Origin of the sequence: Longilinea arvoryzae (assembly GCF_001050235.1) — a bacterium.
Taxonomy (GTDB): Bacteria; Chloroflexota; Anaerolineae; order Anaerolineales; family Anaerolineaceae; genus Longilinea; species Longilinea arvoryzae.
The window spans coordinates 410,167-433,835 of the sequence record NZ_DF967972.1 but is presented as its reverse complement, the minus strand read 5'-3'; the positions used below and the strand labels follow the sequence as shown (position 1 = coordinate 433,835).

Here is a 23,669-nt window from a genome sequence, read left to right as displayed (position 1 = left end):
CGTTATGCGATCCTTTTTCAGCGGGCTGCGTGGCAAATTAACCCTCACTTATACCCTGGTGACGGTGCTGGCCTTGATGGCCATCATGGTGGTGTTTCTGGTGTTGGGGGCGTTGCTCACCGGCCTGACCGAAAGCGACCGGCGCGGTTATCTGAGCGATGTTGTGTCCGTGCTTTATCCGCAAGCCAATAAGTTCCTGCAGCCCGGCGCGGAAGACCTGCCCGGGCTTCAGGAATGGCTGGAAGGCGTGGCGGAATCCGGTTACGCCAGCCTGCCGGCCCAGGATGTCTTCGACAGCCCGGCCGCGGCCATCGCGCCGGATTCTGAATTGCTGGTGATCTCACCGGATATGACCGTGCTGGCGCAGACGCCGCTGCACCCCAACAACCTGGTGGGGCGGCATTACGTTCCCAGCCAGGATTTCATCTCCCAATCGATCCTGGATAAGGCCTTCGAAGGCAGCCGGGATGCGCTGGCCCTCTCGGTAACCACCGACAAAGGCGACACGCGCATGGCCGTGCCCATTTTCCAGACCGATTCGGCTTCCTCGGTGGTCGGCGTGATCCTGCTCACCCTGGAACCCTCGCCGTCCATGCTTTTCAGCACCCTGCCGGTTTACGTGGGCGGGATCGTGGGCGCGGGTTTGTTGATGTTGATCGCCGTGGCTCCCTTTGGCGCACTGTTCGGGTTCATCATGTCCCGCGGCCTGACGCGCCGCCTCAGCGCGCTGTCGGATGCAGCGGATGCGTGGAGCGAGGGCGACTTCCGGCCGCTGCCGATTGACCGCTCGCGCGATGAAATCGGAGTTTTGGGATTGCGCATGCGCAACATGGCGGAACGCGTTCAGAATCTGCTGCACACCCAGCAGGAACTGGCCATCCTGGAGGAACGCAACCGGCTGGCCCGCGACCTGCACGATACGGTCAAGCAGCAAAGTTTCGCGACCTTCATGCAGATTCGCGCGGCGCGCAACCTGTTGAACAGCGACCCGGCCGCGGCTGAAAAACACCTGACCGAGGCCGAAAGCCTGATCAAGTCTTCGCAGCAGGACCTGAGCCTGTTGATCACCGAACTGCGCCCGGCGGCGTTGGAGGACCAGGGACTGTCCGGCGCCCTGCGCGCCTACCTGATCACCTGGAACGAGTATTCGCGCATCCCGGCCACGCTTCAGGTCACCGGCGAACGCCGCCTGCCCCTGGCGCTGGAACAGACCCTCTTCCGGGTGACCCAGGAGGCCCTGTCGAACGTGGCGCGCCACAGCCGGGCTTCAGCGGCCACCCTCCAGCTCGACATTCAGGCCGAACTGGTGCGCCTCGAGATCGCGGATAACGGGGTAGGTTTCGACCCGAAGCAGGTGGCCGGAAAAGGGTTCGGCCTCGAGAGCATGAGCGCGCGCATGGCGGAGCTGGGCGGGTGGTTGAAAATTCACAGCGCGCAGGATGAGGGCACGCGCGTGGTCGCGGTTGCGCCGCTGATGCCAAAAGGACAATTGATCCATGCAAACTGACAAGATTAGCGTGCTGTTGGTCGATGACCACAGCGTGGTGCGCATGGGACTGCGCGCCTATTTCAATACCCAGCCGGATATCGAGGTGGTCGGCGAGGCCGGCACCGGCGAAGAGGCCGTGCAGCAGGTGATGGACCTGGCGCCGGACGTGGTGCTGATGGATTTGCTGCTGCCGCAGATGGACGGTGTCGAAGCCACGCGCCAGATCAAGAAGGTCAGTCCGTCCACGCAGGTGATCGTGTTGACCTCGTACCACGAGGACGAACACATCTTCCCGGCCATCCGCGCCGGGGCGTTATCCTACGTGCTCAAGGATATCGATCCGGACGACCTGGCTGAAACCGTACGGCGGGCGCGAGCCGGCGAAGCGGTTTTGAACCCGCGGGTGGCCGCGCGCATGGTGCAGGAGATCCACGGGGCGCGCTCGCAGGGCATCAACCCGTTTCAGGAGTTAACCGATCGCGAACTGGACGTGCTGCGCCAGGTGGCCGCCGGCAAGAACAACCGCGAAATTGCCGAAGCCCTGGTGATCAGCGAAAAAACGGTCAAGACCCACATCACCAACATCCTCAGCAAGCTGCACCTGGCCGACCGCACCCAGGCGGCGGTGTTCGCCTGGCAGGAAGGCATCGTGCGGCGCAGCCAGAACGGCAGCGCTTAGGTTTTCGATACGGCCGTTACCCAAAGATCAGCCCGTGAACGGAGATCATTTCCATCCGCGGGCTGATCTCATTTTCACGCCGTTCCGTTATCCTTACGCTGTTCAAAGGGCATCATCGATTTTTATGGAGCGGAGCATGAAGAAATTCACTTGGATGCGAATCCTTTTTCTGGCGGTCCTGTTGGTCGGGATCGTATTGCCGGTTCGAACGGTTGGCGTGCAGGCTGCCGACATTGGCCAGTCTGCGCGGACGGACGCGGCTGACCCTTCACAGTTGGGCAGCGACGGCGGCGCCCTCAGTCCGGCGGCCTATTTCGCGGTCGGGTTGATGGCCCTGTTGTTTGGGGGGCTGACCTTTTTACCGCTGCTACGCGAGGATAACCCCAGCCCCGCCGCAGACCGGTAGGGGAAATCCTTTCATGCAGAAACCTGCCCGCCGATTTTTCAGGTGGAAAGATGGGGGGACAAAGCCCGTATAATGAATCTGGTGAGGGATATGCCCTTTACCGGAGAAAAACTCGCTCCAATCCTGGCTTTGCTAATCCTTGGGGAAAGCCCTTCAGATGACAGGTCTTTCAATGTAAATCCGGTAGGATCAAAGAGAGGTGTCCGGTGAAAAAATACCTTTTCCACGGTTCCTGCACGCCGGAGGGATTTCGGGGTCTCCTGGCCGAAGGTGGATCGAAGCGCATCGAAGCCGCCAGGCAGGCCTTGATCAGCGCGGGTGAATCACTGGAGGCCTTCTATTTTTCATCCGGCGGGGAAGATTTCTATATCATTGTTAATCTTCCCGATGACGTGAGCGCGATGGCTGTCACGCTGGCCGGCAATGTCAGCGGTACATTTCGTATCCAGGGTGTGGCTTTGCTGACGCCTGAGGAAATGGATCGAGCGGTGAAGATGAGCATCGATTTTCGCCCGCCCGGACGCTGATCTGCATTTCGCTAATGTCCTTTATTCCCATCGATCGAACTCCGATCCATTTACTGAGGATCCAGCCGTTGCATTCATTGACACCCGGCGGCTTTGATCCATATAATAACGGATCAAAAAACGAACAGGACAGCATCCTTGACAGCAGAACTGGTGTTGAATGCAGATCATTTAATCGGCGCGGGCGCGACCGCCGAAGTCTATGCGTTGGATGATCGCCGCGTTCTCAAGCTCTTTCGCCAGGATTTTCCGATGGCTTTTGCAAAGACAGAGTACGATAAAGCCAGGGCAATCCAGGCGTGTGGCGTTCCGGCTCCCCGGGCCATGGATTGGGTCGAATACGACGGTCGGGTCGGGATTGTATACGAACGCGTTCAGGGCAAATCCATGCTGAATGAAATGCTTATTCCCTGGAAGTCCCACGCATGCGCAGAAAGAATGGCTGCCCTGCAGCACGAAATCAACACGAAGAAGCCGGCCAACCTCCCATCCTTCAAGCTGGGTATCCGCCGCAACGTTCAAGCTACGCCGCTGCTGACGCCGGCGGAGAAAGAGGCCATCCTGGCCGTTTTGGATCCGCTGCCCGACGGCGACTGCCTGTGCCATGGCGATTTTCACCCCGACAATATCGTCCTCGACCATGGCCGAGCGGTGGTGCTGGATTGGATGACGGCCTGCGCCGGCAGCCCGGCTGCCGATGCGGCGCGCACCGCGCTGATCCTGACCACATCCGAGCTGCCGGAGGGCATTCCTGGACCCGTTCGGAAATATGTACAGGTCCTCAGGCAATCCTTCAACGCTGCTTATCTCGAAAGATATTGCGTGTTGAGCGGTTACACCCCACCGCAAATCGCTGCCTGGAAACTGCCTGTCACAGCGGCGCGCCTGGTCGAGAAACGACCGCTGCGCGAAAACGAACTGCTGCTGGGATTGATCCGGGGCTGGATCCGGGACGGCGGTGATCGATGAAGCGGAACCGGCGTTGAGAATCCGGGTTGACGGGACCTGACTGCGGTCTATAATATACTGCGAACCGAATCATTCGAAGGAAGGCGATATGTCCACCCGGGGTTCATCCAATCCAGAAGGCCAACCACCCGTTTCGGAAACTGCGCTGATCAGCCAGTTTACCCGGCGCGAGATCCAGGCGCCGCTGGCGGCCTGCCTGATCCGCGCGTTCGCCGGCGAACTGGGCGAGGAAAAGGCGCTGCAAATCGCCGCCGAGGCCATCCAATCGGATGCTGCTTCGGCCGGGAAAGCCGTCGCCGGCCAGTTAGGCGGCAATTCCATGAAAGAACTGGCCAGGGTCGTCCGCGAGCTCTGGGCTGCAGACGAGGCCATCTCCTTCCGCATCCTGGAGGAGAGTGACCAAAACCTCTCCTTCGATGTCACCCGCTGCCGGTATGCCGAATATTACGAACGTGAGGGGATGCTGGACCTGGGGTTCTGCCTTTCCTGCAGCCGGGACGGAGCCTTCACCCAGGGTTTCAATCCGCGCATCCTTCTATCACGCACCCAGACCATCATGCAGGGCCAGCCGGTCTGCGATTTCCGGTTCACGTTGGAAGAACCCGGCGACGTAGATTAAGGGCGCCCGGCGTCCACCTTCGGATTTTACGGTATTCCATAACCACAGGAGCTTCTCATGGAAATGAAGAACATTCCCTTTGGCCTGACCGACTGGTCCAAAATTGTCCCGACCGAACACAAAGGTGAAACCGGCATGGCGTACTGGCGCACGCAGCAGTTCGACCAGATTCGCGTGCGCCTGGTCGAATACACGCCCGGTTACCGCGCGGATCACTGGTGCAAGAAGGGCCACATTCTATTTTGCCTGGAAGGGGAACTGCATACCGAATTGGCGGATGGGCGCGAGTTTGTGCTTACCCCGGGCGTCAGCTATCAGGTGGCGGATGATACCGATCCGCATCGTTCATATACCGCCACGGGAGCGAAGCTGTTTATCGTGGATTAACGATAATTCTAAATAAATTTGTAACTAAATTACAATACTATTTTGGTTGACACTGCATACTGCGCTGTATACAATAATCCCAATTCCCCCGTAACTTATTAATGCTTATATTTCATTATTGAGCAAGTATAGCCGGATTGCTTCCGGCTATACCATTATTGCCTTCTTATTACGCTTTGTATTCACCTGATCAACCGTAATGAACAGTAAAGTACGGTCTCAGGAATAGAAGGAGGTGCTTTCCCATACCTATCCACCGAATAAGTAAATTTTTACGTACTTCAGTAGCTTTCCCGAATGTTAAAGAAATGTTCCCATTCAATCAACCTGAGGAGAATATGATGAAGAAATCCGGCTTGGTCCAACTGCGACGCGCAGCTGGCATTATCTTTACATTGATCATGGTTTTGGCGATGGTCGGCTGCGCCGCCACGCCCACCGCAGCTCCGGCCGCGAAGGCGACGGATGCCCCCGCCGCGGCTCAATCCAATGCGTCCTGTGAAATCAAGATGGGCTTGCTGCTTTCTCTGACCGGCGACCTGGGCGACCTGGGCGCCGCCCAACTGCCCGGCGAAGAGATTGCTGTCGAAGAAATCAATGCCGCCGGCGGGCCGCTTGGCTGCAAGGTCACCGTGGCGACAGAAGACGATGAATCGACCGCGCAGGGCGCAGTGACCGGCGCCAACAAACTTGTGTTCACAGATGGGGCGATCACGCTGCTCGGTCTGAACTCCACCGATAGTGTCTCCCTGCTCGATTTCGCGCGCACCAACAAGGTGCCGATTATGAATCAGTGGGGCGGTACCGTAAAGTTGGATACCGAGGGCGGCGATTATGTCTACCGTGTCGCCTTATCGGATAGTTTCTGCGGAATTGGTACGGCTAAATTCTTGTTGGATGAAGGCTTCAAGACAGCCGCCAACCTGTATGAAAACAGCGAATCCCCGCAAAGCAATGCGGTGACGATGCAAAATGCCTTCGAGGCCGCCGGCGGCAAAGTGGTCGCCAACGTAGCCTTCAACCCCGGCCAGACTTCCTACCAGGCCGAACTGGCCAAGGTCTTCGAAGCCAAACCCGAAATCGTTCTGCTTTCGGCCGGCGCTGACTCGGCTGCCAATATCATGCGCGAGTGGTATCGCGGCAATTACGGCGGCAAATGGATTTTGGGCAGCGACCTGGGCGCGAATGAGGTTGTGGCGCAGATCGGTGCGGACGTCATGGTGGGTCAATTCGGCCAGACCGGCGCGGATGATGTGAACTCGCCCTCCTACAAGCGCTTCCTGGACCTCTGGAAGACGAAGACCGGGCAGGAATCCATTGCCCCGTATGCCAGCGCTCTGTATGACTCCTTCATTATCGAAGCCCTGGCCATGCAGATCGGCGGCAAAGCCACCGGCGAGGCCATCAATGCCAATTTGAAGGCCGTCACGACCGGCGAGAACCAGTGCCTTTCCTACGCCGATTGCATGGCTTTGTTGAAGGAAGGCAAGACCATCCAGTACATGGGCGTCTCTGGCCCGTTGCAGTTCAACTCGCACAACAATGTGACCGCCCCGTGGGTCATCCTGCAGGCCGAAGGCGATCATTGGAAGACTTACAAGTTCTACACCGCTGATAACTTCAAACTCGGTGATTGATCTGGAATAAGCCTTCCGGAGCGATTTTCCCTCCGGAAGGCGCCGTCGATAGCCTGCCCCTTCTTTTATAAGAGGGGGCAGGAAAACCTAAAACTGCGTGCGGAAACCGGTCTCCGTCTGTTGGCAGCTTCGGACCGTGTAGGATGGGTAGATCATGCAATTTGCCGTATATGGTCTCTTAATGGGATGTATCTTGCTCCTGGCAACGGTGGGCTTTTCGATGATCCGCCGCATTGAGGGTTTCCTCAATATCGCTCACGGGCAAATGCTGGCCGTCGGGGCCTATTTCACCTTTTTTTTCAACGCCAAGCTGGGGTGGAATATCATTCCATCGGCGATCGTGGCCGTGCTGGCCACTGCCGTTATTGGTTATCTGACAGCCAAAGTGGTGTTCTTCCCCCTCAAGGGCCGGGCGCCGCTGGTGATCGCCATTGTTTCCACCGGCGTTTCCTATGTCATTCAGGGCACCATCGAAATTCTATTCGGACCGTTTGTCAAGCAGTATAAGTTCCCGCCCATGCGCGCCATCAAGATCGGCGACCTATCGCTGGCGGGGCCCGATCAGATTGCGATGGTGGTGGCCGCCATTCTGGCTGTCCTTTTCCTGCATTTCCTTCTGACCAAGACCGAAACCGGCAAGGCCATCCGGGCCATGTCCAGCGATTTCGATCTGGCGCGCATTCGGGGTATCAACACCCCGCGCCTGCGCATCTACGTCTGGTTGATCGCTTCGGGGTTGGGCGGGCTGGCCGGCGTCATGATCGGCCTGATCAGCCGGTTGACCCCGTATATGGGCTTTGAATACATCATGATGATCATGATCGTCGCGATTCTTGGCGGTCTGGGGAGTATTTACGGCGCGATGGTGGCGGCTTTGATCATCGGTTTGATCACGCAGATGAGCGTGCTGGTGATCCCGGCCCAGTACAGCCAGGTGATCGCCTTCGTGCTGATCATCATTGTCCTTCTGGTAAGCCCCAAGGGCATTTTCAAGGAGGCCTGAGTTATGTTAAACGTACTTCTCTTCCTGGCAGGCGTCCTGATCTTGATGGGCATCTACGCGCTGCTGACGATGTCGGTCAATATGCAGTACGGGTATGCGGGTTTGATGAACTTCGGCATCGTGGGTTTTGTGGCCATCGGCGCCTACACTTATGCCATCGTGACTCGCGGCGCGCCGGTCGGACAGGATGCTTACCTGTTCTATTTCGATCAGCCCTGGTGGGTGGGTTTCATTGCCGCGGGTGTGGTGACGACGATCTTCGCGTTCATCATTGGGCTGCCCACGGTGCGGGTGGGCGGCGATTACCTGCTGATCGTAACCTTCGCCTTCTCGGAAGTCATCCAGGACCTGTTGTCGAACGAAGCCTGGCTGACGAACGGCACGCGCGGCTATATCAACATCGAGCAGCCCTTCCGGGAAATGATTCCCGGCCAAAATTACCAGTTTTTCCTGGCGTTCCTGGTCATTCTGATCGTGGTCCTCGTCTATCTGGTCGTCCAGCGCCTCGGCCGGGCGCCGTTCGGCCGCTCGCTGCGCGCCATGCGCGATAACGAACCGGCTGCCCTGGCAACCGGCAAAAATATTTTCTCCTTCAAAATGCGGGCGTTCCTGGTCGGCGCGGCCATCTGCGGTTTCGCGGGCGCCATGTACTCCTGGTACATGACCCTGGCTCTGCCTTCCCTCTTTGGCATGAGCGTAACCTTCGCGGCCTGGATCGCGGTGGTCATCGGCGGAACGGGCAATAACAAGGGCGCCGTGATCGGCACGGTCGTTCTGCTGGGCGCACAGCAGGCTTTGAAGTTCATCTCGACCACGCCCGAACTGACCCCGGTGGTCTCTTCAGTCCAGTTGATTCTGGAGGGCCTGGTACTGATTGTGATCCTGCGCTTCTGGCCTTTGGGCCTGGTGCCTGAGAAGAGCCCGGCTGCGCCCAGGCTGAAGACGCCCGCAGAAGGATCGCAATTGGCGAAGGAGGAAGCATGACCACGATGCTGCAAGTCGAAAACCTTTCCATGCATTTCGGCGGGTTGAAAGCTCTGGATGACTGTACCCTTTCTGTGGAAAAAGGCAGCATTACGGCGTTGATTGGTCCGAACGGCTCTGGAAAGACCACGCTCTTCAACGTCATCACCGGTTTCTTGAAGCCCACGGCCGGTAAGGTCCGGTTCGAAGGTGAAGAAATCACCGGCCTACCGGAAAATAAAATCGCCAACCTGGGCCTGGCGCGCACCTTCCAGGTATCCTCCATCTTCCCCAAGCTGACCGTCTGGGAAAATATGTTGGAAGCGTATCCGCATCAAACCGGGGAGAGTCTGTGGTCGATCTATACCCGGGCCGGGCGTATTCGCTCGCAGGAAGAAGAACAGATCGCGCGAGCCTATGGCATTCTCGAGCGGATTGGGCTGGCCCAGAAGCTGAACGAGCAGGCGGCCAACCTCGGCGCGCCGGAAGCGCGCATGCTCGAAATCGGCCGGCAGCTCATGTTTTCGCCGCGCATGCTGTTGATGGATGAACCCTCCAGCGGCGTCAACCCGGCCATGCTCGACCGGCTTTCCAACATGATCCTCGACCTGAACAAAGAAGGCATGACCTTCTTTATCATTGGTCACAACCTGAGCTTTATCATGAAACTGAGCACCTACATGCACGTCTTGCAGTACGGAAAATTGATCGCTTCCGGCGCGCCCCAAAGCGTGGCGCATGACAAGAGAGTGATCGAAGCTTATCTGGGGGTGCAGCAATGACGCTTCTAACCGTCAATTCCCTCGAGTCGGGGTATGGCAAGCTGCCCATTTTGCACGGCATCGATTTGAAGGTCGATGAGGGCGAACTGGTCGCGGTGATCGGCCCGAATGGAGCGGGTAAATCGACGCTGCTGAAGGCCATTTCAGGACTCCTGCCGTGTTGGAAGGGAAATGTGAGCTTCGCCGGGAATAACGTGCACGATTACGAACCCAATATGCTCCCCACCTGGGGCTTGGGCTATGTTCCGCAGGATCGCAACGTTTTTCCGGGATTAACCGTGGCCGAGAATCTAGAGATGGCATCCACCATGCTCAAGAACCCCGGCCCGCGCATCAAGGCTGCTTACGAGCGTTTTCCGATCCTTGGAAAACGCCAGAAGCAGGCGGCCCGCACGCTCTCGGGCGGCGAGCGCCAGATGTTGGCCATTGCCAGCGCCCTGATCCTTGAACCGAAGCTTTTGATGCTGGATGAACCGACCACTGGCCTGGCGCCGGTGGTGGCGAATGAGGTCATCAGCCACATTCTGGACATCAACCGCGGCGGGACCGCGATTCTGTGGGTTGTAGAGGAAAATCCCGCCAGCGTGCTGATGCACTGCCCGCGGGTTTATCTGCTCGAATCGGGCCTGATCCGGCGCACCGACAGCGGTGAGAATTTGCTGAACGACCCGAAGTTCGCGGAACTATTCCTGGGCGTGGCCTGATGGAAATCGGCGGGGCGGTCCGGATCGATTTCTTCCGGACGCTCCGCAGCATTTTCATGCGCTCCGGTATATAATGAGACGATCGCCGCGGGAGATTATCAGGTAGAAGATTGGACCGGCGGCGATCGTTGTTCTTTTTATTACAGGACTATTCTTTTTTTTCGGTGATTCCAGCGGTTGTTAAATGGGAAGGGACTCAGAAAAAAGGTAACCGACAGGAGGATTGCCGAGACGAATGGAACGAGAAGAGATCTTCTTCGAACGACCTCAAATCGAATTCGAAACCCGGGACAAGTCCAAGGTCATTGCCGATCGGGTGTACGTCCAGTTGCGCAGCGCCATCTTAAGCACCGAGTTGCGCGCCAATAAACGTCTGGTCGAAAATGAATTATCCGAATGGCTGCATGTCAGCCGGACTCCCATCCGCGAGGCGTTGGTTTGTCTGGAAAAGGACGGCCTGGTGGAGCGGAAGAATGGCTGGATGGTGCACGAACATTCGCCGCAAGAAATCCGCGACCGCATGGAATCACGCCTGGTCATCGAAAGCTACGCCGCCCGGCTGACCGCAGGCCGCCGTAGTGATGCGGACGTCGAGAAGCTCAGGGCGATCAACGAGGCCATGCGAAAATCCGCAACGTCGGGGATCGAGTATTATCAGATGAACGATCATCTGCATCAATGGATTGTCGACGCTTCTCAAAATGCAACGTTGATCCATATCTATGACCTGACGAAACTCAATTACTGGAATCTGGGCGTTCCGATCGTTTACGAAACCGAGCTGAACGCGGTGATGCTGGCCCAGCACGATGAAATCATCGACGCCATCCAGGCCGGCGACGGCGATCGCGCCGAAGCGATTTCGCGCAATCATATCCAGGTGAATATCGATCTCGTTCAAGCCTCGCTGGCTGCCTCGCGAAAACGAACGGTTGGTAAGAATGATCCGTGGTTGGATCCGCGATAGGGACGATTAGCTCGATTTCAATTTCTATAATCTATATCATCACCGGAGATTCCCATGGAGATGAAGAACATTCCCTTCGGTCTTACGGATTGGTCCAAAATCGTCTCCACGTGGATTTACGGTTGATCTCTTCAAGGTCGCGAATTCCTCCAAAGAGTTGCAAATCAGTGGATTGTGTGTATAATAAAACAGAACATAAATTCTAATTTTCTGCCAACATAGGGGATGTAAACCGTGTATAACCTTTTGATGAATGAAATCGTCCGCCACGGCGATAAAGCTGCCCTCTTCCCAATCCATCACCTGCAAGACCTGAAGCGGGACGTCGAAGGGCTGAAAGCCAACGCCGAACTGAACTCTTTTCAGCAATTCATTGTCAACGACCTCTACCACCTGGATGAGCCTCAAGATTTCGGGGCTCGATCCATCCTCATCGTGGCGTCGCCGCAGCCTTCCCTGCTCCGGCTGTTCTTCACGTTGGAAGGGAAGCGCATCCAGGCCCTGCTCCCGGCTTCATACGCCGATAAAAACCGCTCCCACCTGCGGGTCGAAGATTATTTGCGGGCCTGTCTGGCTGCGAATGGCCGTCACATCCAGTATGCGCCCCGGTTGCCGCACAAGTTGAGCGCGGTGCACAGCGGGCTGGCCCGCTACGGTCGTAATAACATCACCTTCGTCGAGGGCTTCGGCAGTTTCCTGAATCTCAATACTTTCTTCACGGATATCGCCTGCCCGGAGGACCCGTGGCGGGAAATTCGAGCCATGGACGCGTGTACCCATTGCCAGGCCTGCCAGAAAGCCTGCCCCACCGGGGCAATTATAGCGGAGCGCTTTCTGATCGACAACCAGCGCTGCCTGACCTACTTCAATGAAGCCGGCGGCGAGTATGAGTTCCCCGCCTGGATGGACCCGGGCGTACACCATACCCTGTACGGCTGCCTGCGCTGCCAGATGATCTGCCCGCAGAATCAACCCTACCTGGCGCGCGAGGGCGGGACGATCGAATTCGACGCCGCGGAGACGGCCATTCTCATGCAGGGGAAACCGCTCGAATGCCTGCCGGAGGGCCTGCGGCTAAAGGTCGATGGGCTGGAGATGGCCGAATACCTGAGCGGCATCCCGCGTAATTTGCGCTCGTTGGCGGCCAAAACGGATTGATTTATTTGCCAGACGCCCTTCTATCCAATCACACCCGGCGGGTTTTGGTATCGATTGTACCTGAATCGGAAAAACCGTATAATAATTTACGATGGATCCTGTCAAATTATTAGGTTCACTCAGACCGCCTGTTGCAGGAGGAAGGCATGGATCGACGCCAACAGTTTGCGACCATCGATGAATATATCGCGGCGTTTCCCCCGGATGTTCAGGCCAAACTGCAGGAGTTGCGCGCCGCCATCCGGGCAGCCGCGCCGGATGCCGAGGAACGCATCAGCTACCAGATGCCCGCTTATTATCTCAAAGGCAACCTGGTGTATTTCGCGGCCTTCACGCATCACATCGGCTTCTATCCCACGTCCAGCGGAATCGCGGCCTTCCAGAAGGAAATCGAAGGCTATGCCAGTTCGAAGGGCGCGGTGCAGTTCCCGATCAACAAACCCCTGCCGTTGGAGCTGGTGGACAAGATCGTTCGCTATCGTGTGGCTGAAAACCTGAAGAACGCCGCGAAGAAAGGGAAAAAAGAATAAGCCTCAGCCGCTGGGCGGGCAGGGCGTCTAGCCAGTTGGCCTGTTTCGGATGGCCGCGATCAATTCCTCGATCCAACCAATCTTGCGGTCCAGGTCCTGGATCAAAAAGTCGTTTTCGAAAGACCAGAGAAAAATATGGTGCTCGTCGACAAGCGGGCCCATTTTGAGATAGGCCTTCTCGTTTGCCAGGTTGTTATCCAGAACGCGCGTTTTTTCGGACTGAAAATGGCTCAGTCCGGATTCCAAGTAGGCCAGGATGCTTTCGTCATCCAGAATCCCCATGAAGGTCAACTTCAACAGAAAATCTTCGAACGCGTTCAGCGATGGATCAAATTTCAACGGGGTACGCAGCCAATCGCCGAGTTCGCGCTGCCCGTCTGGGGTGATGGTGTAGACTTTGCGATCCTGCTTGCCAACCAGAGGCTCCACTTCGTAGGTGATCCATCCCTGATTGGCCAGCAGCTTCAGGGCCGGGTAGATCTGGCTCAGTGAAGCCGAGAAGAAATAGCCGGTGGATTGGTTGATGATGGCTTTCAGTTCATACCCTGAAACCGAGGGATGGATATTGATCAGTCCGAGTAGGATGTATTCCAGTTTCAACTCAGATACTCCAGGTGGGTTGGCGTAAATTGATTTTACCCCCTAACCTTCGCAGGCAGATCATTACCGGGGCGAGCAAAGTGTGGATCGAAACGCCGGCGGCCAATCCCATCGGATGGATGAGATTGGCCGCCGGATTGGGAAAATCAAAAAATCGGATTGCGGATCAGCGATCGCGGATGACGCTTTGAGCGGCTTCTTCGCCGGTCGCCAGCGCGCCTTCGGTCGAGGCGATCAGGAAGAGGTATTCGCCCGCCAGGTAAAGGCCCTTCACATCGCGCATGTGATGCCGGATCAAGTCCTGGATGGCATTGAACTGGCCAGGCGCCTCGAGGTTGATGGCGCGTTCGTAGCGGATCGAATCGGTGAACAGCGGTTGATCGGGGAACTCGGGGAAATACTTCTGGATTTCACAGATGACGCGGCGCGTGCGAGCTTCCTCGGACAGTCCGGTCAGTTCGGCGTCGTGCCAGCCGGCGGTGAAGGCGTGCATCAAACCGGCGCCTTCCGGCCCGCGCGAGCCAAAGGCTTTCGAGTTCTCGTCGAAGATGGTGCTCAGGATCGAATTTTCGGATGCCGGGATCATCAACGACAGGAAGTAATCGGGCACGACCTTCTTCTTCAGGCCGAACACGTAGTTGTAGGTGGTGCTGTACTTGCAGGTCTCCAGCGGTTCGCGCATGGTAGACGGCAGGTCGGGGATGATCTGGCGGGTCAGCACGGCGTCGGTGGTGCAGATGACCTGGTCGGCTTCGATGAAACCCTGCCCGGTCTCGACGCCTTTCACCATGCCATTTTCGGTGATCACTTTCCGGACCGGCGTGGACAGGCGGACGTTCTCTTTGACCTTTTCGTAGAGGGCGTCCATCAGGATTCCCAGGCCGCCGTCCAGGTAGCACATGCCCTTCATGAGGGAGAGCAGGGCGATGGGGTGGGCAATGCTGACGTCGCTCGCCCGCGCCAGGGTCATGGTGCCCAGGAATGGGTTGAGGATGCGGTTGACGACTTCCGGCCCGCCGTGCTCGAGGCCGAATTCGGCCGTGCTGGTGTTGGAGATTTCGGACAGGCTGCTGAAATCATGATTGCCATTCCCCAACATGGCAATGTATTTCTTGATGGCCGTCATGAACCTCAAGGCCTGAATATAGGTCTTGAAAGGCATGCCGCGAAAGCCCAGCAGGTGGGAAAGCTTCGTGTCCTTGCCCAGCAGCAGGTAGTGGATCTTTTTCTTATTCCAGAACGCGTAACACTGGTTTTCCACCGGCTTGACCTTGTCGGTCAGGTTAAGCTCGGTCAGGTATTCGAAGGTCGTTTTCCACTGCGGTTCGGTCATGGCCGCGCCGATGCCGTAGGTGAAGCCGCTGTTCTGCTTGTTGCCCACTCGCCCGCCAATCCGATCGGTGGTTTCGAGGACGACGTAATCGACGCCCTGCTTTTGCAGCGTGTAGGCGGCCGAAAGGCCCGCGCAACCGGCGCCAATGATCACAACCTTTTTCCGTTCCATGGAATTCTCCTGTAAGGTTTGCCTGTGATAAGGAAAGCAGAAGATCGGGGGTGATTTCCGGACAACTGCTCTCGAGTGTATATATATCTCGTTATATCATAAATGATATATAAAACTTTATATATTCTATATCAACGGGATCGGTTTGTCAATCGCCCCGCCCAACCGTAACACTTCGGCAATTCAAATTCCTGGTCGAACCCGGCTTGCCAGGTTTCAACAGATCATATATAAACGAATTCAACAATCTTTTTATTCGACTGCGAATCTGCCCTGGAGGAAAAATCAATGAAACTGGCCGGTATCACCCGCACCGTCGCGGATATCGAGAAATCCAAACGCTTCTATGAAGACCTGCTGGGCTTCGAAGCCGATGCTTATTTCACGCCAACCCACTGGCAGTCCTACAAGGTTCAGGAGGGCGTCTTCTTCGCCGTGGGCGAGGAACCCGGCTCCACCAACGAGGTGGCTTTCGCCGTGGATGACATCGAAGCGCTGTGGCTGCGCGTCAGGGACCAGGCCGAAGTGGTCAGCCCGCTGGAGAAGACGCCCTGGGGCACCTACCGCTTCGTCATCCGGGATCCGGACGGACATTTGTTGTCCTTTGGACAGGAGTCAAGTTAATGGCTCTTTGCCAGGGGAGGGAAAGGGAAGAAGATCATGGCCGATGAAAAAGTCGAGCGCACCCCGCATGGGGATATCATTTATCGACACACGGACTCGAAATCCTTCGAACCCGTCTTCGACAGCCCGAATGTGGAGCAGATCCAGAGGCATGTCGAAAAATATGTTGGAAAAGTCGAAAATGTCTTTCACGAAATCATTTCCAATTTCGTCCATGTCGATATCCTGCTCGTCAAACCCACGCCGCAGCGCAACTTTTGCACCTTGGTCACCAGCGGCATGAGCCAGCGGCCGATGAAGACCCCGCCGGGCGTCCAGGGGTGCGAGTACGCGGAATTGTTGATCTGCCTGCCGCCGGATTGGCCGATGACGGATGAGGCCATGAAAGACGAGTCCAATTACTGGCCGTTCCGCTGGTTGAAAATTCTGGCGCGCTTTCCGCACGAATATGACTCCTGGCTCTGGTATGGGCACACCCTTCCCAACGGCAACCCGGCCAGGGGTTTCGCCAGGAATACGCAACTGTCGGGAATCATCCTGGCGCCGCCGTTAATGGTTCCGGAAGAATTCGGGGTCTTAAGAATCAATGAAACCAAGAGCATTCAGTTTTTCAGCATGTTCCCAATTTATACGGATGAGATGAATTACAAGCTCAACAACGGCGCAGACGGCCTGTTCGAATTGATGGACCAACAGAAAGTCAATCTGATATTGGATGTTCACCGACCAAGTGTGTGCAAGCGATCGCTGTGGCCATTTTGAGATCCTGTAGAGTAGGCTGGATGAAGGGCTGGATTAGCCCTCAGGTGGTTAATGGATTTAATTCCACCCCAAAACCGGGTAGGTTTTGTTGATTCCCGCACAACCCGGCATTATGTGGTATAGTGAAGTTGTATTTATAATCAGGTTTGCGTTCAAGTTATGCCGCCACGCTTCATTATAAGTGGGTGGCATTTTTGTTCCTCCAGGCCTGAACTAGTGAAAGACAGGAAAACCTTGGAAGTAAAATTGTATGTTGGCAATATGTCTTACGACACCACCGATGAACAACTGCGCACGATGTTCACGGAGGCGGGTCAGGTGGTTTCGGTGGATGTGATCAAAGATCGCGATACCGGCACCCCCAAAGGATTCGCATTCATCACGATGGGCAGCCAGGATGATGCAACCAAAGCGATCACCATGTTCAATTCGAAAGAAGTTGGTGGACGCCCGTTGACCGTGAACACAGCCAAACCCCGCGAAGACCGCGGCGGCTCTCGCTCCAATAATGGCCCAAGCCACGGCAACCGCCGTTATTAGATCTGATGGATCTCGAAACCCCGCCCCAAACCGGCGGGGTTTTTCTTTTATGGTTTTCCGATCGGTCTGGCTGGCCGTTTTTTTTACATTCGATAAGCGGATACAATATAGACGAACTAATCGATCACAAAATCGGAGAGTCATCGCGCTCGATTTCTCATGTCCAATTCCCTGATCCCAACCCCCGGCACCATCCTTACTCCCTGGATCCACCCGCGCGTCGAAATGCGGCCCTCCGGCATCGCCGGACGCGGCATGTTCGCGCTGCGCATCCTCCTGCCCGGCGAGGAAGTCGTGCGCTGGGGCGGAACGCTCTACTCGCGCGCCCAGATCCTGGCCGGGCTGGCCGACCCCGAATCGATCGCCCTGATCGACGACGACCTGTACCTGGCCGATCCGGCCGGTAAACCCACACCTGAGGATTATTCGCTGAACCATTCCTGCGACCCGAACCTGTGGATGGCGGACGCGTTCACGCTGGCGGCGCGGCGCCGCATCGAGCCCGGCGAAGAGCTGACCGCGGATTACGCGCTCTGGCTGTACGACGTGGACTGGACGCTGGATCCCTGCCGGTGCGGTTCGCCGCTGTGCCGCGGCCGGGTCAGCGCTGCGGATTGGAAGATCCCGGAACTGCAGGCGCGTTATGCCGGGCACTTTACGCCATACATCAACCGGCTGATTGTATTGGGCCGGGCCGACTCATAGCCTGGTCTTGCCAGGGCGGGCAGCCGCCAATCGACCGCGCCTGCGGAGCAGGCCTGTCGATAGCGCCCGCTTTGGGCAGCCTGCATTGCCTTTTGTGAGGATGTTAACCAGAGTGTGAACATCCACCGGAGTTCAGAAGGAGGACGATGCACACAAAGGCGCTGATTTTCATCATCCTGCTGTGGTCCGCGGGACTCCTGGCCGCCTGCCAGCCGGTCAACACTCCCGTCTCGATTCCTTCCACGCCAACCCCGGCAACACCCCCCACGCTTCCGGCTGCAACCGCAGCCAGAGCCACCTCCAGCAGTATTTCCCCTTCCGCCACACCGACCCTGATCCCCACAATGATGGCCGGCGAACTCGCCGTGGTCAGCGTTGAAATGCAAGAATCACCTTACTTCGAACCCATGCTGTTCACCTCGGTGCAGGGACGCAAATTCGAAAGCCGCGATTTTTCGATGGGCGATACCCGCTATACGGATCTTTCCTTCTTCGACGGTTCGGCTGTTTGCATAAAAAATGAACTGGATGGAGCCGCGCTGATGGCCTGCCAGCATTACACCGGGGATGGTACGCAGAGCTGGGTGGATCTCACCCGTGACGGACGCGAGATCTACCGGATTGACACGGGTGGGCCTGATCCAACCAATCACCTGCAGGGCCTCTGGGTCTACGATCATCACTGGGCGCTTGAAACGGTCTATATCCGCACGCACCCGTCGGGAAACGAGGTCAGCACTGACCGGGTGGGAGAAATCAGCGTGGATGGGGTGCTGCTCAATGATCGAGAAAAATACGATGAGGCGTTCGGTTTTCAAACCCTGCGCGGCAAACCCTATTACTTCTTCCGGCGCGGCGATGGGATGGGTTTCGTTTACGATGGCAGCGCGACTCCCCTGGATTTTGACGTCATCCCGCATTACGGATGCTGCAGCGAAGCCGTGCTTAACCCGCAAGCCTGGGTGAACCATGTCAACTTTTTCGGCCAGCGCGGCGCGGCCTGGTTTTTCGTGACCGTGGGCAAATTGACTCCATGATCCCGAAAACCAACGTTTGAGGATGTTGGGTTTCGTCAGGCATATGGCGGTTGTGTTGAGTTGTGTGGCAGTGATGCGCGGATGAGGCTCAACCCAACCCTAACCCGGCGAAGAGCATCCCCAGCAACGCCAGCAGCGCGGTGAGTGTGAACAGGCACGCGCCGCCCGCCGTCAGCAGGAAATGGTCGATCCGCGTCGGCGCACGGGCGGCGCGCCGCAGCAGGAGCATTTGGATGATTGCCAGCGGCAGCGTCCAGACCATCCAGCGGCCGGGATTGGCGGGGGACAGCGCCAGGATGGCCAGCAGCAGGTATGCGCACACGATCAGGCCGCCGGCCAGGCCGGCGGCGCGGGGCGGTCCCAGGCGAACGGTGAGGGTTTTTTTGCCAAGCGAACGATCCACGCTGAAGTCGGGAATTTCGAAGGCAATCAGCATGGCGCCGTGCAGCAACAGCAGGGGCAGGTACACCGGCCAGAATTGCGCGGGTAGCAGTCCCGCCTGCATGAGGTAACCCGCCAGCGGCACGCCCACGGCAACGATCAGAGAGGTGGTGAGTTCGCCCCAGCCCGACGACATCAGGGTCAATGGAGGGGCGGAATAGAACCAGGAGCCCGCCAGGCTGAGCGCGACGATGGCGAACATCCAGGGCGAACGAATGCCAGCCAGGATGCCGGTCGCCAAGGCTACGGCGACGCAAGCGTAGGCAGCAACCCGCACCGTCGAAGGAGAAAGGCTACCCGTGGCGAGCATACCGGAGCCGCCAGAGAACCAGGTGCGGTTCTGCGCCGCCAGCCGGTCGACCTCGCGATCGTAGTATTCGTTGCCGTAATGCGCGCTGAGCTGGATGGAAGTGACCACGATCTGCCCGAGCAGGTAGGCCGGCCAAAGGATGGCCAATCCGGCGCGAGCCGCCGTGGCCGCGCCCAGCGCGTACAACAAAAATCCGCCAAACAGGAACACAACGCGCGTGAGCCTGATGAAATCCCAGATCCGGCTGCGAAAGGTAGATGCTTGCATCTGCTTTCATTGGAATTATAGGACTTTATTCGTCCAATTACCATGCCGGCGCCAACCGGCCCCACCCCGGAACCCATCCATCCGGCTTACGCCGCCACCGGCAGCAAAAACGTAAAAATGACGTACGCCACGCCCAACGCCAGCAGCGTGTTGAACAGCGTGGCCAGCAGGAACACAGCCACGGGCTTCCAGCCCATCTTTTTGAACTCGATGACCGAGAATTCCAGGCCCATGCACACGAAAGCGGCCATGAAGGCCCAGTTCTTGATGGTTTCGATCAACGTGCCCTTGCCGCCGTCGATCACGCCCAACGTGTAGAGGATGGAGGCGGCGACGAACCCCAGCACGAACTTGGGAAAGCGGTCCCAGATCATGCGCGGGCTGGGACGGGCGCCCGGCTTGCCATCTTCGCCGTGAGTCGCGGCGTATACCGCCAGCAGAAAGGCCACCACGCCGATCAGGGCGTTCTGCGCCGATTTGACGATGGTCGCGATCTTCTGGGCCTGCTCGCCGAAGAGGGTGCCCGCGCCAACCACGGCGGCGGTGGTGTCGATGTTGCCGCCAAACCAGGCGCCGGCCACCACCTGCGAGAGCCCCAGCGCGCCGGCCAGCAGCGGGAGGATCAGCATGAGCGGCAGGGCCACCAGAATGACCAGCCCGATCACATAGGCGACCTGTTCCTTGCGGGCCGAGACCGATCCGGCTGCGGCGATGGCCGCCGAAACGCCGCATACCGAGAGGGCGGTGCCCATGACGGCGCGCAGGCGATCCTCCAGGCCGAATTTTCCGGCCAGCCAGTAGGTGAAGAAGAATACCGACGGGATCATGATCAATGCCTGGACAGTCGCACCGACGGCGGTGGACGCCATCAACGCCAGGTTGATGCCGGCACCCATCAGCACCAGCCCAGTTTTCAAGAACAATTCGGTCTGAATACCGGCTTTGATTTTCTCGTGCGTTTGGGTAAGCTTGAGCGCCAGGTTGCCCAGCAGACCCACCAGCACCGCCCAGATGGGATATTCGAGCGCCTTGCCGGGGATGCCCCCGGGCAGGCTAAGGCCGTAGACTCGTTGGGTGAGCCACCACGCCAGGATGGTCAGTCCGGCCACCAGCAATGCTCCCAGGCCGGTCGTGCCGATTCTGGGCAGATCAATCTTGGCTGTCTTCGTTGTTTGCATGGATGTATTCTCTCAAATGGAACGGATTCTCACAATGGCGATTTTACCAGCGGAATAGAACGCTCACCCCGGGATGGCGGCGGAAATTGCAAATTTGTAGAGGAAGGTCGCGAAAATAGCCGGACCGGAAAAATACCGGCGGGACATTTCACCCGGGCAGCACTTCGAAAAGCCGCCTGGTCATAAACCCTGGAGAAATCAGCCGCGACCCGTAGCGTGGAATGCAGGCAGATATTCCCGTAATAAAATCTATTCCGCCGGCCTCAACACCGCCTGAGGCGCCTCCTTCGGGTCACTGAATTCGGGCAGGGGCAGCGGCTCGAATTTGGCGCCGGTGCCGATGTTGCCGAAGGGAATGTAATAGAGCCGGGTCTGGCTGTTGGCACCCAGGGTGATATCCTGAAAAGCGAACAACAGGTATTTGCCGTCCGGGCTGAAGGTCGGATTGGCGTAGCAGCACACGCCGTTGACCGGGTTGGCGTTGGTGGTGATGCTGAAGCTCTCGCGATTGAAGATGTGCAGGTCGCCAAAAACGTCATTGCGCGTCAACCCGTTAAGCACGAACAACGCTTCGCCGTCCCAGGTCAGCCCGGGCAGGGTGTGCTTGTGGGTGTATTCGCTGAGCGCGAAATGGGGTTCGGGGAACTGCAACTGCACCTTGGGGTTGGGGATGCAGCGGTCGACGGCAAAGAGCTGAACCAGGTCGCCGCGGGTGCCGTCGGCCAGCACGCCGATGGCGAGCGCCGCCAGCAGCGTGCCGTCCTTCGACCAGCGGCTGGAAAGCACCGCGCTGCGCTGATAGGGGGCCAGATCGGCGCAGTCCGCAATGGCCACCAGGTCGGGGTGCGAATCGGCCTTGGACAGGCGCTCGAGGTCGAAGGGCAGCAGATAGAGCTGGCGGTCCAGGCTGAGCGCGACGTGCTTGCCGTCCGGCGAGGGTTCGAACGAATCGAAGTAGACGGCGTTGTTGAAGCAGGTGATGGGGGTGACCCCGCCGGTGAGGTTGACGGTCTCCAGGCACTTGCCGCTGATGTATGAAAGCGCCTGACCGCCCGGCAGCCAGCGCAGATATTTCTTCAGGGTCCCGTCGCTGGTGAGTTGCTTCACATTCGAGCCGTCCGTATGGGCGGTCCAGATTTCACTGTTCTGCAGGTAGGCGATCAGGTCGGCGCCGCCGGTCGTCGGAGGAAGAATCGCGGCGGCAGCGGTCGCCGTGGGCAGCGGGGCTTCACTGGGGGCAGGCGTTAAGGTGGGTTCGGGCGATGGCTCGAGTGTGGCGGTTGGAGCGGGCGCCTGGGTTGGGAAGACTGCCTCAACGGTGACGGTGGGCGGGGAGACCAACGGGACCTGGGTCGGCCTGCCGCCGGCCGGGGCGAACTGCTGAAAGAGCAGGAAGCCGCCGCCGCCCAACACGACCACGGCCGCGGCGAGGATGGCCGCCAGCGGGAGTTTGCGCCGGGCGCGTGTTAAGGGGGGCGCTGCTGCCGGCGCGGCCTGCGCCTGTGCAACCGGACCGGCCTGGGCGAAGGTCTCGGCAGCCGCGGTGCTCCCGACGGGAGCCATCATCCCAGGAGGTGGCAAACCGCTTGAGGGTGTAACACCCTTAAGGGGTGTAACACCCTTGGGGGGTGTAACACTCTTGGGGGGTGTAAAACCCGCCGGCGGGGTTTCGACAATGGTTTCGAGTCCTTTATTCAGGACGGGTTCCTTTTCGACGACCTGTTCCTGGACGGAAGCTGGTTCCCGAACGGGGGCGGGCTCCGGAATGGGTTCGGGCGCCTTTTTTGGTTTCCTGGCGGGTTTTTCCGGTCTGACTTTGGGGGCAGGCGGCGCGGGCTCGACCTGGGTCTCGAACCCCTCGGCGGAAGCCGGCGCACTTACAGGCGGCGGAGTGGGTTTTTCGACCGGCGCTGAAACCGGCGCGGGAACGCGCGCGGCTTTATCGTCCGGCAGCGCTTTGAGGGCTTCCTCGATGGCCGCGGCCATCTCGGCGCAGGACTGGTAGCGGTCGTTGCGGTCTTTCTCCAGCGCGCGGTTGACGATGGCGCGCACATCCTCGGGGATGCCGGGATGGAGCTGGCTGAGATCGGGCACAGGATCGTGCAGGTGCATCATCATCAGCGTCATGGCCGAATCGGCCTCGAAGGGCGGGCGCCGGCCGAGCGTTTCGAACAGGGTGACGCCGATGGAATAGATATCCGAACGCGCGTCCGGGTGCAGGCCCTGAATTTGCTCGGGCGACATGTACAGGGCCGTGCCCAGGACCGCGCCGGTGGCGGTGTGAGCCTGGCCGCCCAGGATGCGGGCGATGCCGAAGTCCATCAGGATGGCGTCGCCGCTGACGTCCAGCATGATGTTGGCGGGCTTGATATCCCGGTGGATCATGCCGCGCTGGTGGGCGTAATCGGCGGCCTTGCAGATATCCAGGATGGCGCGCATGGCCTCGCGGATGGGCACGAACCGGCCGGCCGCGTTCAGGCGTTTGATGCGCGCCTGCAGCGTTTCGCCGGCCACGAATTCGAGCACCATGAAATAGGTGTCGCCGTCGTGATTGAAGTCGTAAACCTGGACGATATTGGGATGGCGCAGGCGGGCGATGGCGGTGGCTTCCGATTCGAAGCGCCGCACAAACTCTTCGTTATCAGAGAGGTGCGAGTGGATCAATTTGATGGCCACCGTGCGCTGCAGGTTGGGATCGCGCGCCTTGTAGACGGCCGACATGCCGCCCTGCCCGACCAGTTCTTCGATCTGGTAGCGTCCACCGATAACCTGGCCCACCCAGCGATCAGCTCCCATGTTGCTCCTCCGTGAAACTTGATGGATTGTTGATGCTCATGCTGTTACAGTCCTGCGCTTGAATTGCCTCACAACTTCGCCGGAA

Annotated in this window: 25 protein-coding genes; 20 read left to right on the top strand and 5 right to left on the bottom strand. The window is 58.3% G+C overall.

The features are described from left to right. Positions 1–4: 4 nt before the first annotated feature. The 15 genes from LARV_RS02005 to LARV_RS01935 all read left to right on the top strand — a co-directional run bounded on the left by LARV_RS02005 (position 5) and on the right by LARV_RS01935 (position 12,820). Entirely contained in the window at positions 5–1,507 is a 1,503-nt protein-coding gene (locus LARV_RS02005) for a sensor histidine kinase (RefSeq protein ID WP_075072067.1), read from the top strand. Further along, positions 1,497–2,168, top strand: coding sequence for a response regulator (locus LARV_RS02000; RefSeq protein ID WP_075072066.1), 672 nt, complete (start codon positions 1,497–1,499; stop codon positions 2,166–2,168). Before LARV_RS02005 ends, LARV_RS02000 begins: the two co-directional genes overlap by 11 nt. Positions 2,169–2,304: 136 nt before the next feature. After that, on the top strand, positions 2,305–2,574 hold the full coding sequence (locus LARV_RS01995; RefSeq protein WP_075072065.1) for a hypothetical protein: 270 nt from the start codon (positions 2,305–2,307) through the stop codon (positions 2,572–2,574). A 206-nt stretch (positions 2,575–2,780) separates the two neighbouring features. After that, on the top strand, positions 2,781–3,101 hold the full coding sequence (locus LARV_RS01990) for a GYD domain-containing protein (RefSeq protein WP_075072064.1): 321 nt from the start codon (positions 2,781–2,783) through the stop codon (positions 3,099–3,101). Between the two features lie 138 nt (positions 3,102–3,239). Next, positions 3,240–4,070, top strand: a complete 831-nt coding sequence (locus tag LARV_RS01985; protein WP_075072063.1) for a phosphotransferase family protein — start codon at positions 3,240–3,242, stop codon at positions 4,068–4,070. An 88-nt stretch (positions 4,071–4,158) separates the two neighbouring features. Continuing rightward, on the top strand, positions 4,159–4,689 hold the full coding sequence (locus LARV_RS01980) for an L-2-amino-thiazoline-4-carboxylic acid hydrolase (RefSeq protein WP_083522259.1): 531 nt from the start codon (positions 4,159–4,161) through the stop codon (positions 4,687–4,689). Between the two features lie 57 nt (positions 4,690–4,746). Further along, positions 4,747–5,076: a DHCW motif cupin fold protein gene (locus LARV_RS01975; RefSeq protein ID WP_075072062.1), complete on the top strand. Its 330-nt coding sequence runs from the start codon at positions 4,747–4,749 to the stop codon at positions 5,074–5,076. Positions 5,077–5,417: 341 nt separating this feature from the next. Next, the gene (locus tag LARV_RS01970) at positions 5,418–6,713 is read left to right on the top strand and encodes an ABC transporter substrate-binding protein (RefSeq protein WP_075072061.1); all 1,296 of its coding nucleotides are present in this window, start codon (positions 5,418–5,420) and stop codon (positions 6,711–6,713) included. Positions 6,714–6,867: 154 nt separating this feature from the next. Beyond that, a complete protein-coding gene (locus LARV_RS01965; RefSeq protein ID WP_075072060.1) occupies positions 6,868–7,716 on the top strand; it encodes a branched-chain amino acid ABC transporter permease in 849 nt (282 codons plus the stop codon). A 3-nt stretch (positions 7,717–7,719) separates the two neighbouring features. After that, complete coding sequence (locus LARV_RS01960) at positions 7,720–8,700, top strand: branched-chain amino acid ABC transporter permease (RefSeq protein WP_075072059.1); 981 nt, start codon at positions 7,720–7,722, stop codon at positions 8,698–8,700. Next, the gene (locus LARV_RS01955) at positions 8,697–9,461 is read left to right on the top strand and encodes an ABC transporter ATP-binding protein (RefSeq protein WP_075072058.1); all 765 of its coding nucleotides are present in this window, start codon (positions 8,697–8,699) and stop codon (positions 9,459–9,461) included. Before LARV_RS01960 ends, LARV_RS01955 begins: the two co-directional genes overlap by 4 nt. After that, complete coding sequence (locus LARV_RS01950) at positions 9,458–10,165, top strand: ABC transporter ATP-binding protein (protein ID WP_075072057.1); 708 nt, start codon at positions 9,458–9,460, stop codon at positions 10,163–10,165. Before LARV_RS01955 ends, LARV_RS01950 begins: the two co-directional genes overlap by 4 nt. 235 nt (positions 10,166–10,400) lie before the next feature. Beyond that, positions 10,401–11,132, top strand: coding sequence for a GntR family transcriptional regulator (locus tag LARV_RS01945; protein ID WP_075072056.1), 732 nt, complete (start codon positions 10,401–10,403; stop codon positions 11,130–11,132). A gap of 234 nt (positions 11,133–11,366) precedes the next feature. Then, positions 11,367–12,290: a 4Fe-4S double cluster binding domain-containing protein gene (locus LARV_RS01940; protein ID WP_075072055.1), complete on the top strand. Its 924-nt coding sequence runs from the start codon at positions 11,367–11,369 to the stop codon at positions 12,288–12,290. Positions 12,291–12,436: 146 nt separating this feature from the next. Continuing rightward, positions 12,437–12,820, top strand: a complete 384-nt coding sequence (locus LARV_RS01935) for an iron chaperone (protein WP_075072054.1) — start codon at positions 12,437–12,439, stop codon at positions 12,818–12,820. Positions 12,821–12,847: 27 nt separating this feature from the next. On the opposite strand, the gene LARV_RS01930 is transcribed toward LARV_RS01935, so the two are convergent. Both LARV_RS01930 and LARV_RS01925 read right to left on the bottom strand, forming a co-directional pair. Then, a complete protein-coding gene (locus tag LARV_RS01930; protein ID WP_075072053.1) occupies positions 12,848–13,420 on the bottom strand; it encodes a PadR family transcriptional regulator in 573 nt (190 codons plus the stop codon). A gap of 166 nt (positions 13,421–13,586) precedes the next feature. Continuing rightward, positions 13,587–14,924: a protoporphyrinogen/coproporphyrinogen oxidase gene (locus LARV_RS01925; RefSeq protein ID WP_075072052.1), complete on the bottom strand. Its 1,338-nt coding sequence runs from the start codon at positions 14,922–14,924 to the stop codon at positions 13,587–13,589. Between the two features lie 288 nt (positions 14,925–15,212). Between LARV_RS01925 and LARV_RS01920 the strand changes: the two genes are divergently transcribed. From LARV_RS01920 to LARV_RS01900, 5 genes are all read left to right on the top strand, one after another. Beyond that, a complete protein-coding gene (locus LARV_RS01920; protein WP_075072051.1) occupies positions 15,213–15,548 on the top strand; it encodes a VOC family protein in 336 nt (111 codons plus the stop codon). A 36-nt stretch (positions 15,549–15,584) separates the two neighbouring features. Further along, positions 15,585–16,310, top strand: a complete 726-nt coding sequence (locus LARV_RS01915) for a suppressor of fused domain protein (protein ID WP_075072050.1) — start codon at positions 15,585–15,587, stop codon at positions 16,308–16,310. A gap of 216 nt (positions 16,311–16,526) precedes the next feature. Then, complete coding sequence (locus LARV_RS01910) at positions 16,527–16,850, top strand: RNA recognition motif domain-containing protein (protein WP_407936363.1); 324 nt, start codon at positions 16,527–16,529, stop codon at positions 16,848–16,850. Between the two features lie 159 nt (positions 16,851–17,009). Next, positions 17,010–17,555 carry an SET domain-containing protein gene (locus tag LARV_RS01905; protein WP_075072048.1) on the top strand — a complete coding sequence of 182 codons (546 nt, stop codon included), beginning with the start codon at positions 17,010–17,012 and terminating at the stop codon, positions 17,553–17,555. Between the two features lie 146 nt (positions 17,556–17,701). Next, the gene (locus LARV_RS01900) at positions 17,702–18,592 is read left to right on the top strand and encodes a hypothetical protein (protein ID WP_075072047.1); all 891 of its coding nucleotides are present in this window, start codon (positions 17,702–17,704) and stop codon (positions 18,590–18,592) included. Positions 18,593–18,680: 88 nt separating this feature from the next. On the opposite strand, the gene LARV_RS01895 is transcribed toward LARV_RS01900, so the two are convergent. From LARV_RS01895 to LARV_RS01885, 3 genes are all read right to left on the bottom strand, one after another. Beyond that, complete coding sequence (locus LARV_RS01895; protein WP_075072046.1) at positions 18,681–19,610, bottom strand: prenyltransferase; 930 nt, start codon at positions 19,608–19,610, stop codon at positions 18,681–18,683. A gap of 86 nt (positions 19,611–19,696) precedes the next feature. Then, on the bottom strand, positions 19,697–20,788 hold the full coding sequence (locus LARV_RS01890) for a YeiH family protein (RefSeq protein WP_075072045.1): 1,092 nt from the start codon (positions 20,786–20,788) through the stop codon (positions 19,697–19,699). Positions 20,789–21,037: 249 nt separating this feature from the next. Then, entirely contained in the window at positions 21,038–23,584 is a 2,547-nt protein-coding gene (locus LARV_RS01885) for a protein kinase domain-containing protein (RefSeq protein WP_075072044.1), read from the bottom strand. Between the last annotated feature and the right edge of the window lie 85 nt (positions 23,585–23,669).